18 protein-coding genes are annotated in these 17,115 nt (G+C 59.1%); 16 read left to right on the forward strand and 2 right to left on the reverse strand.

What is annotated here, in order from left to right; translation table 11 throughout:
* Window positions 1-19: 19 nt before the first annotated feature.
* From KRR23_RS15695 to KRR23_RS15750, 12 genes are all read left to right on the forward strand, one after another.
* Window positions 20-844, forward strand: a complete 825-nt coding sequence (locus tag KRR23_RS15695) for an ABC transporter substrate-binding protein (protein WP_216743247.1) — start codon at window positions 20-22, stop codon at window positions 842-844.
* Between the two features lie 9 nt (window positions 845-853).
* Window positions 854-1,210: a DUF4398 domain-containing protein gene (locus KRR23_RS15700; protein WP_216743248.1), complete on the forward strand. Its 357-nt coding sequence runs from the start codon at window positions 854-856 to the stop codon at window positions 1,208-1,210.
* Window positions 1,207-2,019, forward strand: coding sequence for an OmpA family protein (locus KRR23_RS15705; protein WP_216743249.1), 813 nt, complete (start codon window positions 1,207-1,209; stop codon window positions 2,017-2,019). Before KRR23_RS15700 ends, KRR23_RS15705 begins: the two co-directional genes overlap by 4 nt.
* A gap of 212 nt (window positions 2,020-2,231) precedes the next feature.
* Window positions 2,232-3,671 (forward strand): PLP-dependent aminotransferase family protein, encoded by a 1,440-nt coding sequence (locus KRR23_RS15710; RefSeq protein WP_054593319.1) that lies wholly within the window; start codon window positions 2,232-2,234, stop codon window positions 3,669-3,671.
* A 91-nt stretch (window positions 3,672-3,762) separates the two neighbouring features.
* A complete protein-coding gene (locus tag KRR23_RS15715) occupies window positions 3,763-4,266 on the forward strand; it encodes a translation initiation factor 2 (RefSeq protein ID WP_216743250.1) in 504 nt (167 codons plus the stop codon).
* Between the two features lie 167 nt (window positions 4,267-4,433).
* Window positions 4,434-4,688 (forward strand): YkgJ family cysteine cluster protein, encoded by a 255-nt coding sequence (locus KRR23_RS15720; protein ID WP_103317621.1) that lies wholly within the window; start codon window positions 4,434-4,436, stop codon window positions 4,686-4,688.
* Window positions 4,689-4,729: 41 nt separating this feature from the next.
* Window positions 4,730-5,335, forward strand: a complete 606-nt coding sequence (locus KRR23_RS15725) for an START domain-containing protein (protein ID WP_103317619.1) — start codon at window positions 4,730-4,732, stop codon at window positions 5,333-5,335.
* Between the two features lie 137 nt (window positions 5,336-5,472).
* Window positions 5,473-5,709, forward strand: coding sequence for a hypothetical protein (locus tag KRR23_RS15730; protein ID WP_216743251.1), 237 nt, complete (start codon window positions 5,473-5,475; stop codon window positions 5,707-5,709).
* 211 nt (window positions 5,710-5,920) lie between these two features.
* On the forward strand, window positions 5,921-6,262 hold the full coding sequence (locus KRR23_RS15735; RefSeq protein WP_019689386.1) for a ribonuclease E inhibitor RraB: 342 nt from the start codon (window positions 5,921-5,923) through the stop codon (window positions 6,260-6,262).
* Between the two features lie 302 nt (window positions 6,263-6,564).
* On the forward strand, window positions 6,565-7,974 hold the full coding sequence (locus tag KRR23_RS15740) for a circularly permuted type 2 ATP-grasp protein (protein ID WP_216743252.1): 1,410 nt from the start codon (window positions 6,565-6,567) through the stop codon (window positions 7,972-7,974).
* 12 nt (window positions 7,975-7,986) lie between these two features.
* On the forward strand, window positions 7,987-8,937 hold the full coding sequence (locus tag KRR23_RS15745; protein WP_216743253.1) for an alpha-E domain-containing protein: 951 nt from the start codon (window positions 7,987-7,989) through the stop codon (window positions 8,935-8,937).
* Window positions 8,934-9,737: a transglutaminase family protein gene (locus KRR23_RS15750; protein WP_216743254.1), complete on the forward strand. Its 804-nt coding sequence runs from the start codon at window positions 8,934-8,936 to the stop codon at window positions 9,735-9,737. Before KRR23_RS15745 ends, KRR23_RS15750 begins: the two co-directional genes overlap by 4 nt.
* A gap of 134 nt (window positions 9,738-9,871) precedes the next feature.
* On the opposite strand, the gene KRR23_RS15755 is transcribed toward KRR23_RS15750, so the two are convergent.
* Both KRR23_RS15755 and KRR23_RS15760 read right to left on the reverse strand, forming a co-directional pair.
* On the reverse strand, window positions 9,872-11,362 hold the full coding sequence (locus KRR23_RS15755) for an aldehyde dehydrogenase (protein WP_216743255.1): 1,491 nt from the start codon (window positions 11,360-11,362) through the stop codon (window positions 9,872-9,874).
* Window positions 11,363-11,508: 146 nt separating this feature from the next.
* Entirely contained in the window at window positions 11,509-12,180 is a 672-nt protein-coding gene (locus tag KRR23_RS15760) for an HAD family phosphatase (RefSeq protein WP_216743256.1), read from the reverse strand.
* Between the two features lie 313 nt (window positions 12,181-12,493).
* On the opposite strand from KRR23_RS15760, the gene peaA reads away from it, so the two are divergent.
* The 4 genes from peaA to peaD all read left to right on the forward strand — a co-directional run bounded on the left by peaA (window position 12,494) and on the right by peaD (window position 17,079).
* Window positions 12,494-14,074 carry a quinohemoprotein amine dehydrogenase subunit alpha gene (peaA, locus tag KRR23_RS15765; RefSeq protein ID WP_216743257.1) on the forward strand — a complete coding sequence of 527 codons (1,581 nt, stop codon included), beginning with the start codon at window positions 12,494-12,496 and terminating at the stop codon, window positions 14,072-14,074.
* A gap of 93 nt (window positions 14,075-14,167) precedes the next feature.
* Window positions 14,168-15,598: a quinohemoprotein amine dehydrogenase maturation protein gene (gene peaB, locus KRR23_RS15770; protein WP_216743258.1), complete on the forward strand. Its 1,431-nt coding sequence runs from the start codon at window positions 14,168-14,170 to the stop codon at window positions 15,596-15,598.
* A 1-nt stretch (window position 15,599) separates the two neighbouring features.
* Window positions 15,600-15,923, forward strand: a complete 324-nt coding sequence (gene qhpC, locus KRR23_RS15775; protein ID WP_054596428.1) for a quinohemoprotein amine dehydrogenase subunit gamma — start codon at window positions 15,600-15,602, stop codon at window positions 15,921-15,923.
* 37 nt (window positions 15,924-15,960) lie between these two features.
* Complete coding sequence (gene peaD / locus KRR23_RS15780; protein ID WP_216743259.1) at window positions 15,961-17,079, forward strand: quinohemoprotein amine dehydrogenase subunit beta; 1,119 nt, start codon at window positions 15,961-15,963, stop codon at window positions 17,077-17,079.
* Window positions 17,080-17,115 lie beyond the last annotated feature (36 nt).

Below are 17,115 nucleotides of genomic sequence, written 5' to 3' on the forward strand. Positions count from 1 at the left end.
GAGTGTGGGGAAATACGCCATGGATTTGCGTTGCTGGAGCGGCTTGTGGGTGTTGCTGAGCCTGTCGGCTTTGCCCTTGCTGTCAGTCGCTGCGGGCAAATGCGAGCGTCTGGTGGTGACCGGCAGTCCGGATGCACCACCGTATCTGTGGCAAGACCCGCAAGACCCGGTGCACTTGATCGGTACCAGCGCCGACTTGTTGCAGCAGATGGCGGGGGAGTTGGGGATCAAGGTCGAGTTGCTGTACGCCGGCAATCGATCTCAAGCGTTGGATGAAGTGCGTAGCGGGCGTATCGACATGCTGGCCGACGCGCCTCTGATGGACAATCAGCTCGAATCACTGGACTACATCCAGCCGCCGTTGCTGGAAAACGACTACCTGGTCTGGACCCGCAAGGGCTCGGCATTGGTCTACAACGAGGCGCAGGATTTGCGTGGGCATGTTGGCGCAGTCTCGGCAAAGGCTCGTTTGACACAACCTTTCGAGGCCTACGCACAAGAACAATTGACCTTGATGAGTCTACCAAACCTGACACAGGCTTTTCAGAAGTTGCTATTGGGTGACGCGGACTATGTGCTCGCCGGGCGTTATACCGGGATGGCCATGGCGCAGACATTGGGCATGGCCAATGATGTGCAAGCGTACCCACAACCGATCGATCGACCGGGGCTGTTCCTCGCCATTTCCCGCAACTCTGCCTGCAACGATCCATGGTTACGCGGACAGTTGTCGAAAAAGATGACAGAATTGCCCGCGTCCGGCCTGACGCAGGCCCTGCTGCAGCGCAATCTGGAGCGCTGGAAAGCACACTTGCAGCAACCCGTCAGCACCCCAAAACAGTAGGGATTTTTAGTGACTCTTCGACCTCTTTTCGCTGCCATGGCCGTTATGGCCCTGGCGGGTTGTGCTGCCGATCCGGCGCCGAATGAACAATTGCGTTTGACCGAACGGGCCCTGGAGCAGGCCGCCGCTGTTGGGGCAACGACTGAAGACGTGCCAGAGCTGAAACTCGCTGAAGGCAAGTTCGCTCAGGCTCAGGCCGACATGACCACTCAAGCCTTCAAGGATGCGCGGATGCAGGCCGAACAGGCAGAACTGGACGCGCGTCTGGCCGAGGCCAAGGTTCTGACAGTGAAAAGTCAGGAAAAGCTGAACGTGCTCAACACCCGCATCACTCGCCTGCGCAAGCAACTGGGAGATGCCCAATGAGCCTGAAAAACACCATTCTGGGCGGTTTGCTGCTGGTGGGTTGTGCAGGGCTTGCTGGCTGCGCAGGTCAACACAGCGCGGCGGCATTGCAACAAGCCAGCGCTGACTTTCAGAAGGTCAAGGAAGATTCGAATGTGCTGCGCATCGCGCCCAAGGATGTGATTCGGGCGGGTGAGTCGCTTGCCCGGGCTGATCGCCTGTCGACCTACTGGGGCAGCGGCGCGGATGTTAAGCATTACGCTTACCTGAGTCAGCGTTACAGCGAAATTGCTCGTCAGCACACCGAGCAAGCGCTGAATGACGAACGTGGGGCCAAGCTTGAGCTGGAGCGTCAGCGCCTGCAGTTGGCGTTGCGCGAGAACAAACTGCTCAGCGTGCAACAACAGGGTAAATGGCTGGAAGAGCAAATCATCAACCTGGCTACGACCCAGACTGATCGCGGTCTGGTCATGACCCTGGGGGATGTGCTGTTCGACACCGGTGAAGCCGAGCTGAAAAACTCGGCAAACCGCACCGTACTGAAAATCGTCCAGTTCCTTCAGCTCAACCCCAAGCGTGTGGTGCGTATCGAAGGCTATACCGACAGCACGGGCGGCAAGCAGGACAATCTCCAATTGTCTCGCGACCGTGCCCAGTCAGTGGCTGACATGCTGATCGATCTGGGGATCGACGATAAACGTATTCAGGTCGAAGGTTACGGCGATGAGTATCCGGTAGAGGCCAACGCTTCCGAGCGGGGGCGCGCGCAGAATCGCCGGGTCGAAATTGTGTTCTCCGACGAAAAAGGCCAGCTCGGCGCTGCCCGCTAAGGTCAGCGTTACTGGAAAACCCGGCCCCCTCAGCGGTGCCGGGTTTTTTTTGCCTGCGAATTGGATCGCGCCATATCCATAAAAGCAGTACAGTTTTTGCTGTCACTGCACTGTATGGTCGACTATTGTGGCAACTGTCCCAGTACACTTCTAAACTGTTCCGGTAAAGTTTCACACAAGAATAAAATGCCCGTGAAATCGAGTGCTGCGTCATGACCAATCTCTTGCTCTATCAACGAATCGCTCAGCAATTGGCTGAGGATATCCGGCGTGGTGTCTATCAGCCCGGCGAGCGCGTGCCTTCTGTGCGCAAAATGAGCTCGCAGCTCAATGTCAGCCACGCGACGGTGCTTCAGGCATATGCCAACCTCGAAGATCAGGGGCTGATTCGCGCACGCCCGCAGTCGGGTTACTACGTCCACCAGACCCCGGCACTGACCGCGCCGACACCGGATATCGCGCGTGTCGAGCGTCCCGGCCTGGTCACGCGCAGCAGTATCATTCAGCAAGTGTTGGTCGAGTCGCGTCGCGAAGGGGTGTTCCCGCTAGGCGCGGCGGTGCCCAGTGTCGACTATCTGCCGGTACGGGCACTGCACCAGCAATTGGCCAAGGTCACGCGGTTCCACAGCCCGCGGGCGTTCAGTTACATGTTCAGTCCGGGTTTTGAACCGTTGCGTCGCCAGGTGGCGATCCGCATGCGTGATGCCGGTGTAGTGGTCGACCCATCGGAAGTGGTCATCACCCATGGTTGCGTCGATGCGCTGCAAATGTCGTTGCGCGTCCTGACGCGTCCTGGCGATCTGATCGCGGCTGAGTCGCCGACCTACTACGGCTTGTTGCAGCTTGCCGATTTGTTGGGTTTGAAAGTCATCGAGATCCCCAGTGACCCGGCGACGGGCATGAGTCTGGAAGCCTTGCAACTGGCCGCCAACCAGTGGTCGATCAAGGCGTTGGTGCTGACCACGCGCCTGAGCAACCCGCTGGGCGGCACCATGCCGGAAGAGCGGCAAAAACAGCTGCTGCGTCTGGCTTCGGACTTCGATATCCAGGTGGTCGAAGACGATATTTACGGCGAACTGATGTTCGAGCAAGGCCGCACCAAATCGCTGAAAGCCTATGATCGGCTGGATCGGGTCATCTATTGCTCAAGTTTCTCCAAGACCCTGTCACCCGGTGTGCGCATCGGCTGGATGATTGCCGGCAAGTACCAGCAGGAAATCCAGCGGCTGCAGACCTTCAGCACCCATTCGGCGTGCAGCGTGACGCAGATGGGGATCGCAGCCTATCTGGAGAACGGCGGCTACGATCGTCATTTGCGCTACATTCGCCAGGAATACCGCAAGAACCTCAGCGCCTTCCAGTTGGCGGTACAGCAGTATTTCCCTGAGGGAACTCAGATAACCCGGCCCACGGGTGGCTTCATTCTATGGGTCAGCCTGCCGGGGCGGGTCAATACGCAGGAACTGCATGTCCGTGCGTTGCAGCAGGGCATCAGTATCGCGCCGGGGCTTATTTTCAGTAACACCGAGCAGTTCAATCACTGCATTCGCTTGAACTGCGGCACGCCGTGGAATCGTGAGGCCGAGCGGGCGCTGATGACACTCGGGATGCTGGCCACTCAGCTTTGTCAGGAGACGGCTGGCGGTTTTTGACGTGCACCAGGGGCTGGATTGCTATGCGAGCTTGTCAGGCGCCTTGCAACAAGCGAGCATATGGCCCTCTGCCGTTAGCGCTGTAGTGTTCATGAAAGCGATTTTTCCTGCTGGTTTGATGTTGGCGTGCCTCTTGAGTGTCTTCATGCCGGGTAGCGCAATGGTTGCGGCCGCCCCGGATAAAGGGGGCATCAGCACTTCTGAGGTGAAGGCGAAGCCCGTTGTGCCGACAAAAAAACACACACCAGCCAAAAAGACCGAAGCAGTAAAGAAGCCGACGTCACAAAAGAAACGCCCACCCATTGCCTCAAAATCAAAATCCGCTAGCGAGGTGGTCAGAACCACGTACTTGCCTCCGGCCAAGCTGGATTTGAGCCTGCCGCCGGACATGGTTAAGCAGTTACAACCTGTTGGCACTGTTCCGCTAGTCAAACATGCCCCTTTGCTGCCGCCCATGTTTGGTGAAAAAACCAAGGATGACAGCCCGTTCCAGCTTAACGGTCGCCTGCTCAGTAACGAAATGCAGTTGCAAATGCGCAAGGAAGAGCACCGAGAGGTCGACGGTGCGGCGCTGGAATTCCAGTTCAAGCAGTAAAATCGCACATTGCTCTGTGACCCGCGCACCTGACGCTTGGTCGGAGACTGGTCAGTCACGCGTGTTTGAGCGAAAAACCTCTATCCGGCCAATTTCAAACGGCTGTTTTAGCGGGTACTCTAGTCCACGTTATCCAACACATTACCCGTCGCGAGGAGCGTGTCGTCATGAACTGCCGTGAAGGCTGTGGCGCCTGTTGCATTGCCCCTTCCATCAGCACACCCATCCCTGGCATGCCAAACGGCAAAGCGGCGGGAGAACGTTGTGTGCAACTGTCTGTCGATAATCTGTGCCGTATTTTCGGCAAGCCTGAACGGCCGGCGGTCTGTGGCGCGTTTCAGGCGGATGTCGAGGTGTGTGGCAACAGCCGGGAAGAAGCCATCAAGCTGATCGGTTGGTGGGAGCAAATGACCGCGGCGTAGTGTGTTCAACGAACGGAACTTCAACAATAAGGAATAAGACTATGGGTTCGCTGCATCGTATCGCTGTGTTGTGTGGTTTGACGGTTCTGCTGGCCACGACCGCCCAGGCCGAAGACTGGAAAACTGCCAAGGATGAGGACGGAATCAAGGTTTCCCTGAGTGAAGTCGCCGGGTCTCAGTACAAGGCCTACCGCGGTGTGACCGTGATGAAGACCTCCGTGGCCAAGTTGCGCGCGCTTCAGGAGGATGTGCCTGGCGCGTGTGCCTGGATTCATGAGTGCAAGGCACAGAAGTTGCTCAAGCACGAAGGCGATCAAAGCTGGACCTACACGCAGTTCAGCACCCCATGGCCGGTGACGGCGCGTGATTCGGTATTGCACGTGACCACTGTCGAGGGCGCCGATGGCAGCCTGACGCGTAAGCTTGAAGGTGTGCCAACCTACCTGCCTGAAGAAAAAGGTTTTGTTCGTGTGACCCAGGTTCAAGGCTTCTGGAAATTTGTTCCAAAAGGTGCAGACCAGGTCGAAGTGACCTATCAGGTTCATACCGAGCCAGGTGGTAGCGTGCCGTCGTGGCTGGCCAACAAGTTTGTGGTCGACGCGCCATTCAATACCTTGAAAGCCCTGAAAGCACGCGCCGAAAAGTAATTCCGTGCTTTTCGCAAAGAGGCTGCCAACCGGCGGCCTTTTTCATATCAAACCGATGGATTCAGGAGGAACGATTTTCCGGTATTCGGGGTCGAGATGTTGTAAGCCCATCTGTGGGTTTTACCAAGGAGGCACCGATGCAAAAGTGGGAAGTCACCTTCGTAGATAATCACGGCGTGCAGACCGTGGAGCAATTCGATTGCGAACAAAAACCCACGATGGAGCGGGCCGCGCAATTGATTCGGGCAAAACTCCTCCCTGTCCCGGCCGAGCTCGATCTCAATGATCTGGAGGGGCGAACGGATGATCCGACAGTCAAAAGCCTGAAAGATCAGAACAGTATTGAAATTCTCAGTATCACTCCACTTGCATAACCACTTGATGCGACTCGCAAACAGGCCTTGGCAGCAGCTCTGACTTGGGGCTACTCTGCAAACGAGATCAGCGAATGGATCGCTAAGGTCTGGTCTTGTCAGCTACATGCTTGTTTCCCGGCGGCAATCTGATTGCCGTATCGCCCTCACCATTCGGTTGCGGGCGCAGGGAGTACGGAAAGTCTATCCATCAGTTTGAGGAGGACGTTTCATGAGCACAGCCTATCAAGAAGACATCAGCAGCAGTGTGCTGCGCCGCATGAAAGAAGGCGGTTTTGACTTTTCACGGTTCCATCCCATCGAGTTCTACGCCATTTTTCCGGATGAGGAGCGGGCACGCAGGGCGGCAGGGCATTTTCGCGGTGAATCCTTGAATGCGCAGGTCAGCGTGCGTGATGACGGTGCCTGGCATCTGGAGTTGAGCAAAGTGATGTACGCCACTTACGGCGGCATCGGCGACTTCGAACAGGACTTTGAGGCGGTGGTCGAGCCTTTGGGGGGGATTATCGAAGGATGGGGCGTCAAGCAGGAGGTACGAGGGCTACTCGCATAACACTATGAACAGCGACAACATTCAGCAACGGCTGACCTCAGGGTTGGCCGTTTTCGTTTTCGGACATTGAGAAGTCAAAGGATCGCAACCGCACACAGGCCGTGAAATCAACTCTGGCTAGGCGGGTATTGACCATGAGCATTGTTTCGCAATGAAGCGGGGGACGAACGGGTTGGGGCATTTGCTGCACAGGATTGGTGCGGCGTGTCTTCGGTGATTATCCAACCGATTGATAGTAAAGCGTTTATGCCGCTGGCACGGGCCTTGCGAAGTCTGGGTGCCCGGGTGACAAGGAGTACGGCATGATCCGCACCTATTTTGATGAAATGTACGACGCTGGCGGCCTGGTCCGCCCGCACTATCGGGAGTTCGCCCGTTGGTTAGCTGAAACGCCTGACGAGCTTTTGGCACAACGGCGACGCGAGGCCGATCTGTTATTTCATCGTGCCGGGATAACCTTCACGCTCTATGGCGATGAGCAGGGGACAGAGCGCCTGATTCCCTTCGACACCATTCCCCGCAGCATCCCCGCCAGCGAATGGCGGATCGTTGAGCGCGGCTGTATTCAGCGGGTCAAGGCATTGAACATGTTCCTCGCCGACCTGTATCACGAGCAGCGCATCATCAAGGCCGGCATCATCCCGGCCGAACAAGTGCTGGCCAACGAGCAATACCAGCTCGCCATGCAAGGGCTGGATCTGCATCGCGATATCTATTCGCATATCTCCGGCGTCGATCTGGTACGCGATGGCGACGGCACGTACTACGTGCTCGAAGACAATTTGCGCACGCCCAGCGGCGTCAGCTACATGCTCGAAGACCGCAAGATGATGATGCGGCTCTTCCCCGAGTTGTTCGCCGCCCAGCGCATTGCGCCCATCGATCATTACCCGAACCTGTTGCTCGACACGCTGAAAAGCTCCAGCCCGCTGGACAATCCGAGTGTCGTGGTACTGACTCCCGGGCGCTTCAACAGTGCGTTTTTCGAGCACGCGTTTCTGGCGCGGGAGATGGGCGTGGAGCTGGTGGAAGGCGCGGACCTGTTCGTGCGCGACGACAAGGTGTTCATGCGCACCACCGACGGGCCGAAAGCCGTCGACGTGATCTACCGTCGTCTCGACGATGCTTTCCTCGATCCGTTAGCGTTCAACCCGGATTCGATGCTCGGCGTTCCAGGACTGCTGTCGTCCTATCGCTCCGGCAATGTGGTGCTGGCAAATGCCATCGGCACGGGGGGCGCGGACGACAAGTCGGTTTATCCGTTCGTGACCGAGATGATTCGTTTCTACCTGGACGAAGAACCGATCCTGAAAAACGTGCCGACCTGGCAGTGTCGCAACCCATCAGAACTTTCTCACGTGCTGGCGAACCTGCCTGAGCTGGTGGTCAAGGAAACCCAGGGTTCCGGTGGTTACGGAATGCTGGTCGGGCCCGCAGCCACCGCCGCCGAGATCGAAGCGTTTCGCGCACGCATCAAGGCCAAGCCCCACGCGTATATCGCCCAACCGACGTTGTCCCTGTCGACCTGCCCGACGTTTGTCGAAAACGGCATTGCCCCGCGGCACATCGACTTGCGTCCGTTTGTCCTGTCTGGCCGCGAAACCCGGGTCGTACCCGGTGGCCTTACCCGTGTAGCCCTGCGCGAAGGATCCCTGGTGGTCAATTCGTCCCAGGGTGGCGGAACCAAGGACACCTGGGTGGTCGAGGATTGAAGGAAACCTGCCATGTTAAGTAGAACCGCCTCGGATTTGTACTGGATGTCGCGTTACCTGGAACGGGCGGAAAACCTCGCACGGATGCTCGACATCAGTTATTCGCTGTCATTGATGCCGCAGGATGGGCGCGGCGATGGTCTGCACGAATTGGCGATGCCCTTGCTGATCACCGGCACGCTGGACGATTACCTTGAGCGCCACGGTCAATTGCATGCCGAGCGTTTGCTGCACTTCTTCGCCCTGGATGCAGCGAACCCGGCCAGCATCTACAGTTGCCTCGGAGCCGCGCGGGCCAGTGCTCACGCAGTGCGTGGGCGGATCACCGCCGACATGTGGGAAAACATCAACGCAACCTGGCTGGAGATTCGCGGTATCGCCGAACAGGGCCTCAGTCGCTATGGCATGAGCCGTTTCTGTGAGTGGATCAAAGAACGTTCCCACCTGTTCCGGGGTGCGTGCTACGGCACCATCATGCGCAACGATGCCTTTCGCTTCATTCGCCTGGGGACCTTCATTGAAAGGGCCGACAACACGCTGCGCCTGCTCGATGCCCGCTACGAAATGGCCGGCGATCAGGCCGAGGCGGTCAGCGATGGTACGGCCCACGCGTATTACCAGTGGAGTGCGTTGCTGCGGGCCTTGTCGTCATTCGAGGCGTACACCGAGATCTACCGCGACGCGCCTGGCGCGAGGCACGTCGCCGAGCTGTTGCTGCTACGTGCCGACGTACCGCGTTCGCTGCGTGCCTGCACTGAGGAAATCGACCAGATCCTCGCCAGCCTGCCGGGGACCAATGGCCGTCCTGCGCAACGTCTGGCAGCAGAAGTGGATGCGCGGCTGCGTTACACCGGTATCAACGAAATCCTCGACGAAGGCCTGCACGCCTGGCTGACCGAGTTCATCCCGCTGGTGCGCCAGTTGGGCAACGCCATACACAGTTCCTATCTGGAGGCTGCATGAGACTTTCCATTAGCCACGAGACCACCTATCACTATGAAGATCAGGTGCGGGCAAGCATCCAGTATTTGCGACTGACGCCTCACGACAGCGAGCGTCAGCACGTACTGAGCTGGCAGCTCGACCTGCCACGGCCAGTGCGTGCGCAACTCGATCCGTTTGGCAACATCCTGCATGTGCTGACGATGGACGAGCCTCATGAGGCGATCATCATCGGCGCACGAGGGCTGGTGGACATCGATGAGTTGCGTGAGGCCGAGCATGAGAGCCAGTCAGCGCTGCCGTTCTTGCGTTTCACTCGACTGACCGAGGCGGATGAAGCGTTACGCGCATTCGCCAAGAAGCAATGTCGCCAACGCCGTGATCGCACAGCGTTGATCGACTTGATGCATGGCCTCAACCAGCACATGACCTACACGCCGGGCTCCACCGAAGTCGACACCAGCGCCGCTCAAGCGTTCGCCGGGCGCGCCGGGGTCTGCCAGGATCACGCCCATGCGTTTCTTGCCTGTACGCGTAGCCTGGGGATTCCAGCGCGGTATGTGTCGGGTTATCTGTACAGCGAAAACAGCGAACACCTGGCCAGTCACGCCTGGGCAGAAGCCTGGCTCGACGACGCGTGGTACAGCTTCGATGTCACCAATGAACTGGCCAAACCCGAGCGTCATCTGAAACTGGCGGTGGGCCTCGACTATCTCGATGCCTGCCCGGTACGCGGCATGCGCCGTGGCGGTGGCGGGGAGCAGATGCACGCCAAGGTGTTCGTCGCGCCGACGCCGGTGATCTCAGTGCAACAGCAGTAGCCCGTCCCTGATCGTTCCCACGCTCTGCGTTGCAACGCCGCCACGGACGCTCCGCGTTCGGCTCTGGATGTGACGCAGAGCGTCACGGGATGCATTCCCACGCGGGAGCGTGGGAACGATCGATAAGGGTTGTTTTAGAGTTTGATCAACACCGATTTCAACTCGGTGTAATGCTCGATCGCCGCATACCCCATCTCCCGGCCGACGCCGGACATCTTGTAGCCGCCAAACGGCAACGCCGGGTCGAGGGCGCTGTGACAGTTGACCCACACCGAACCGGATTTGATCCGGGGAATCATCCGGTGCACGGCCGCCAGGTCGTTGGACCAGATACTCGCGCCCAAGCCATACGGACTGTCATTGGCCATGCGCAATGCATCGGCTTCGTCATCGAACGGAATCGCCACCAGCACCGGGCCAAAGATCTCTTCCTGAACCAGCGAATGCTTTTGATCGACGTCGACAATCACCGTCGGTTTGACGAAGAACCCGGGGCCGAATTGCTCACCGCCACAGGCAATGGTCGCGCCGCTTTCACGGCCCGTTTCAATGTAGTTGTACACCCGTTCCTGCTGGCGCGCCGAGATCAGCGGGCCCATGTCAATGCTCGGGTCCAGGCCATTGCCGAGCTTCATCGCGTTGGCGATGCCGGCAATGTCGGCCACCACGTTGTCGAAATGTTTGCGCTGCACATAGAGCCGCGAACCTGCGCAGCAGACCTGGCCCTGGTTGAAGAAAATCGCGCTGGCCGCCCCGGCGGCGGCACTGTTGAGGTTGGCGTCGGCCATGACGATGGTCGGCGATTTTCCGCCCAGTTCCAGGGTAACCCGGGTCATGGAGTCCATGGCGATCTTGCCGATCTGCTTGCCGACGGCGGTTGAGCCGGTGAAGGTCAGTTTGTCCACCAGCGGATTGTGGGTCAGCGCAGAGCCTGCGGTGATGCCGGTGCCGGTGACCACGTTGAACACCCCGCTCGGGTAGCCGGCTTCCAGCACCAGCTCGGCGAGTTTCAAAGCGGTCAGCGGCGTTTCATCCGCCGGTTTCAGTACCACGGTACAACCGGTCGACAGGGCCGGGCCGAGTTTCCAGCAGGCCAGCAGCAGCGGGAAGTTCCAGGCAACGATGGCGCCGACCACACCCACCGCTTCACGGCGGATAAAACTGTGGAACTGATCATCGGGCATCAATGGCAGCGAGACTTCGACGCTGGAGCCTTCGATCTTGGTCGCCCAACCGGCCATGTAGCGCAGGAAGTCGATGGACAGCTGCACGTCCATGACTTGCGCCACGGCCGCGCTTTTACCGTTGTTCAGGCATTCCAGCTGCGCGAGCTGTTCAGCGTCGCGTTCCATCAGGTCAGCGAGTTTCCACAACAGGTTTTGCCGCTCCCGAGGTCGGGTGCGGGTCCAGGCTGAATCATCGAACGCATGACGTGCGGCGAGCACGGCGCGATCAACGTCGTCTGGCGTAGCCTTCGGGACAACGCACAGCACTTCGCCGGTTGCCGGGTTGTGCAAGGGCATGGTCTGGCCGTCGGCGGCCTCGACCCACTCGGCGCCGATCAGCATGCGCGGGGCGCGCTGGATGAACGCCGAAACGGCAGGAAGCAGATAAGGGAGTGGCATGGTAAGACCTCGTCTTGTTCGTGTGACGAGGTCTTTCGCAACGGTTGTGCCAGTTTGCCGAAGGGCCGTATTCAGCGGGGTTCAGGGCCAAAAGCCGCAGAGAGGAACACACCGCGCTGTTGCAAACTGAGACACGGGTGAGACAGCTATAACCCTTGACGGCTCAACATGCGATCAATCACCGCCCACAGCTGCGGATCATCAAAGTCCTCGATCACCAGATGCGCACCCGCCGCCAGCAGCGTCTCGCGGCGTTGGCTGGTCACCAGGCCCACGGTGAAAATCCCGGCGTTCACTGCCGCTGTCAGGCCGGGGATCGAGTCTTCGAACGCCAGGGTCACCTCGGCGCTGGCCTGCAAACGTTCGAGGCCGGTGAGGTAGGGCAGGGGATCGGGTTTGGCGCGGGGCAGTTCCTCGGCGACCACGATATGTTCGAAACGCTCACGCAGGCCCAGTGCTTGCAGCATGTGATCGGCGTTGGCCCTTGGCGCGTTGGTCACCACGGCGATGCCGATGTTTTGTTCCTTGGCGAAATCCAGTAACCGCACCAGCCCGGCAATCGGCGTCAGTTGCGGCGACAGCTCACGGAAGCGCACTTCCTTGCGTTCGGCGAACGCTTCGCGCTCGGCCACCGAGCGGTCGGGGAACAGGTAGCGACACATGTTGGCGTTGGCCTGGCCACTGACGTGGGCTTCGAACTCGGCTTTGCTGAAGACCCGGCCATCCTCCTCCAGCAACAGCTGTTGCAGCGCCAGCAGATGGAGCGCATCGGTGTCGGTCAGGGTGCCGTCGAGGTCTAAGAGCAAAGCATTGAGCATGGCGCAGTTCCCGTAGCTGAAGCGGTTAAGCGGATAGCTGGCCATCGTATACGCAGGGCGTCATCTATGCTCGTCTCAGAGTGCAACAGTTGTCGCGATATTAGACGCCGTTGACCTTTCTCAGCGCTGATAAAAATCCATTATTTCTCGCCAATTATTTGATTTTAAAGACTATTAATAAGCTGGCACGCTCCGTGTATTGCTCCTTCGCAGACGTTTCTCCTGCCTCCGTCAGCGACCGGCTCGCCGACGGCAGAGACCCTGAAAACGATCATTCAAAAAATAAGAAAGCACCGTGCGAGGTTCGACGTTGATGAAGAGAAAACTCCGATCAGGCATGAGCGCCAGTCTGCTGGCGCTTGCCGCGTGTGCCGCCCTGCATGCTCCGCAAAGCATGGCGGCGCGTGACGCCCAAAGCATTCTCAAGGAAACCTGTCAGGGCTGTCATACCCCTGAAGCCGGCAATGCCTTGAGCCGCATCAGCCACCAGCGCAAAACCCCCGAAGGCTGGCTGATGAGCATCGCCCGGATGCAGACCATGCACGGTTTGCAGATCAGTGATGAGGACCGTCGCACGCTGGTCAAATACCTCGCCGATACCCAGGGCCTGGCACCGAGCGAAACCGATGGCGTACGTTATGCGCTGGAGCGTCGGCTCAACACCGTCGAGCATTTCGACGATCAGACCAGTCAGATGTGTGGCCGCTGCCACTCCGGCGCACGGATCGCCCTGCAGCGGCGGCCGGCCCAGGAGTGGGAACGTCTGGTGAACTTCCACCTTGGCCAATGGCCGTCCCTGGAGTACCAGGCGCTGGCCCGCGACCGTGACTGGTTCGACATTGCCCGCAAAGACATGGTGCCGCTGTTGGCCAAGCGCTATCCGCTGGACAACCCGGCCTGGAAGAGCTGGCAGAAAACTGCGCCGAAAGCCGACGCGCTGGTGGGTGACTGGAGCTTCAGCGGCCACTTGCCGGGCAAGGGTGAACTGGCTGGCGTGATGAGCGTCAGCGCCTCGGGCGCCGACCAGTTCAAGGTCGCGGTCAAAGGCCAATACGCCGATGGCAGCCCGTTCAGCGGCGACGGCAGCGCGATTCTCTACAGCGGGTATGAATGGCGCGGCAACGTGACCATCGATGGTGTGGTCATGCGTCAGGTGTTTGCGGCCAAGGGCACTGAGCTGCAAGGCCGGATGTTTGAAGCCGAGCACGATGAACGCGGCCTCGACTTTATCGCCGCCAAGCAAGGCTCCAGCCGTTTGCTGGCGGTGCAGCCGGGTTACCTCAAGGCCGGCAGCGAAACCGAGGTGACCCTGATCGGCAGCGGCCTGCAAGGCACGCCGAACTTCGGCAGCGACGTGCAAGTGGCCCAAGTGCTGGAGCAAAGTCCAGAGCGCATCAAGGTCAAAATCAAAGCGGCCGCCGATGCCAATCCAGGTGCGCGCGAGGTCACGATCGGCAACTTGAAAGGCGCGACGCTGGCGGTCTACAGCCAGATTGCCGAGGTCAAGGTGGTGCCGGAATTCTCGGTGGCGCGGATCGGTGAGGGCGGCGGCTCGACGCCAAAAGTCCAGGGTCGTTTTGACGCCGAAGCCTGGGGCAAAGGCGCCGATGGCAAGCCGTACCGCATCGGTGTGTTCCCGGCGCAGTGGAAGGTTGAAGCCTTTGACGACCGCGCCAAGGAAGACCAGGACGTCAAGTTCGCCGGGACCATGCAGGCCGACAGCGGCGTGTTCACCCCGGGCGATGCCGGGCCGAACCCGGCGCGCAAGATGTCCACCAACAACGCCGGCAACCTCAAGGTGATCGCCGCCGTCGACGACGCAGGGAAATCCCTGACCGGCGAGGGCCACATGATCGTCACCGTGCAACGCTGGAACAATCCACCCATTCCCTGATTTGAAAACGTGAGCTGGCTGACGTAACGGTTTCAGAGACTTTTCAGGAATGACCGCAGGCCCCGCCAAACGGGGTTTGCACAGGAGGCTGTAATGGGCGCCATTTTGAATCTGGTCGAACGCAATCTGCACGAAGTGCACGTCGATGCCGACCGCATGCTGTTCCATATCCCCAGCAGTTCGCTGTTCGCCAGCGATGAGCTGACCGGGACCATCATCGATACCTTGCGTGGCCCCGGCTGTTCGTCGGAGGACTTGATCGAGCGCTTGGCGGCACGCTTCAACGGTGAAGAAATCAGCGAAACCCTGCGCGAGTTGATCTCCCTGGAACTGGTCAGCGACGGTTCGCCGCTGACCCCGGACATCGGTACCAAACGGGTCGAACGCACGGCGATCAACACCGTGGTGCTCAACGTCAACACCGGCTGCAACCTGAGCTGCACCTATTGCTACAAGGAAGACCTCGACAAGCCGTCGGCTGGCAAGAAGATGGACGTCGACACCGCCGTCGCATCAGTGGAAATGCTGCTGCGCGAATCGCCGGACGAAGAGCGTTTCACCGTGGTGTTTTTTGGGGGCGAGCCGCTGAGTAATCGCAAGCTGATCGAGTACATGGTCGATTACTGTGAGAAGCGTTTTGCCGAGGCCGGCAAGTTCGTCGAATTCGTCATGACCACCAACGCCACGCTGCTCACCGAGGAAACGGTCGACTACCTCAATGCCCACCGCTTTGGTTTGTCGGTGAGCATCGACGGACCGAAAACCGTGCACGACCGCAACCGCATCACCGTGGGCGGGCAGGGCACCTATGACGTGGTTCGGCGCAAGGCCGAGATGCTGTTGTCGCGCTACAACAGCCGCCCGGTCGGTGCGCGTGTGACCCTGACCACTGGCGTCACCGACGTTGAAACCATCTGGGATCACCTGTTCAACGAACTGGGTTTCGCCGAAGTCGGTTTTGCCCCGGTGACCTCGGGTGACATCAGCAGCTTCAACCTGTCCAGCGACGAATTGATCGAAGTCTTCGCCAACATGAAGAAGCTCGGCCGGCGTTATCTGGAAGCGGCGCTGGAGCACCGCAACATCGGTTTCTCCAACCTGCACCAGTTGATCACCGACATCCACGAAGGCCACAAGAAAGCCCTGCCGTGCGGTGCCGGGCTGAAGATGCTGGCGGTGGATCACAAGGGCGAACTCAACCTTTGCCACCGTTTCACCGGCTCGTCATTGCCGACCTTTGGCAACGTTCACAGCGGCGTGAAACAGGTCGAGTTGAACGACTTCCTGTCCCAGCGCCTGGACCGGACCAACACCGGCTGCGAAGACTGCCAGATCCGCAACCTGTGTTCCGGCGGCTGCTACCACGAGAGCTATGCCCGTTATGGCGACCCGACTCATCCGACCTATCACTACTGCGAACTGATGCGTGACTGGGTCGACTTCGGCATCGAGGTCTACACCCGGATCATGGCTCACAACCCTGCGTTCATCAGCAGTTACATCACTCCGCGCAAGGCTCACTGATATGAAACATCTCAAGGCAATCAATAACAAAGCGCAGAAGCTCGATCAGGCCGCGGCCGAAAACCGTATCGAAGAAGTGGTGGCCATGAGTTCCGTCGCCGGCTGCGCCTCGACCACCGATCCGGGTTGGGAAATCGACGCCTTTGGCGGTGTGTCGTCGCTGTGCCAGCCGATGGAAGCTGACCTTTATGGCTGTTCCGACCCTTGCTGGTGGCCGGCCCAGGTGCCGGACATGATGAGCACCTACCCGGACTGGAACAAGGACGCCCAAGCTTCCAACGAGAGCTGGCGCAACCTCGGCACCGTGTTCCCTAAAGACAAGTAGCCCGAAAAAAATAGCGGAACAGAAGAAGGATTCCAGCATGCGACACATCAATGCCTGCGGCCTGGCCGCTTCCGCCATCCTGAGTGCCTGTTCACTCAGCGTTCTGGCCGATGAAAACACAGTGCTTCAAAGTGGTCACGAGTACATGCTGACCACCAATTACCCGAACAACCTGAACGTCATCGACCTTAAAACCGATAGCCTGTACAAGACCTGCAAACTGCCGGACGCCTTTGGCCCTGGCACTATTCAGTTGTCGCCGGACCGCAAGACCGCCTACGTGCTGAACAACCACTACGCGGACATCTACGGCGTCGAGCTCGACAACTGCAAACAGGTGTTCCATGCCAGCATCACCCAGCAACCGGGGGAGAAGGCGCGCTCGATGTTCGCGTTCACCCTCAGCCACGACGGCAAGGAGCTGTACACCGTCGCCAACCCGACCTTGATGCTCAACGATCATTACGAAGTGCAGCCACCACGGCTGGATGTCTACGCCACCGATGCCGGCATGAGTGCCAAACCGGTTCGCAGCTTCCCGGCACCGCGTCAGTTGACCATCATGCAAAGCGGTGATGACGGCACGCTGTATGTGGCGGGTGCGGACATCTACAAGGTCAACGTGAAAACCGGCAAGTTCGACGTGCTGATCCCCAGTCGCCACTGGAAACGTCCGAACTACAGCGCACCGGACGTGCTCTATGTGTGGAACCAGCAGACGTACCGGCACGACTTTTCGCTGCTTTATACGACAGCGAAATTCAAGGACAAGAAACAGGACCCGGCCACTGCCGAAAACCTCTACGGCCTGTTCAGCGTCGACCTGAAAACCGGCAAGACCGAAACCACCGATTTCGGCCCGCTGACCGAAATCTACTTCAGCGGCATGCGCTCGCCGAAAGACCCGAACCTGATGTTCGGCGTGCTCAATCGTCTGGCCAAGTACGACATCAAGCAGAAGAAGCTGCTGCAGTCGGCAAACCTGGATCACTCCTACTACTGCATTTCCTTCAACAAGGACGGCAGCAAGATCTACCTGGCTGGGACTTTCAACGACGTGGCGATCTTTGATGCCGACAGCCTGAAACAAATCGGCAGCATCAAAATGCCGGGCGGCGACATGGCGATCACCACGGCGCAGGTGTTTATCCGGTAATCGCGGCGCCTGTGCGGACGCTTTCGCGAGCAAGCC

This window comes from Pseudomonas sp. CVAP#3, assembly GCF_018986375.1.
GTDB classification, from domain to species: domain Bacteria; phylum Pseudomonadota; class Gammaproteobacteria; order Pseudomonadales; family Pseudomonadaceae; genus Aquipseudomonas; species Aquipseudomonas helvetica.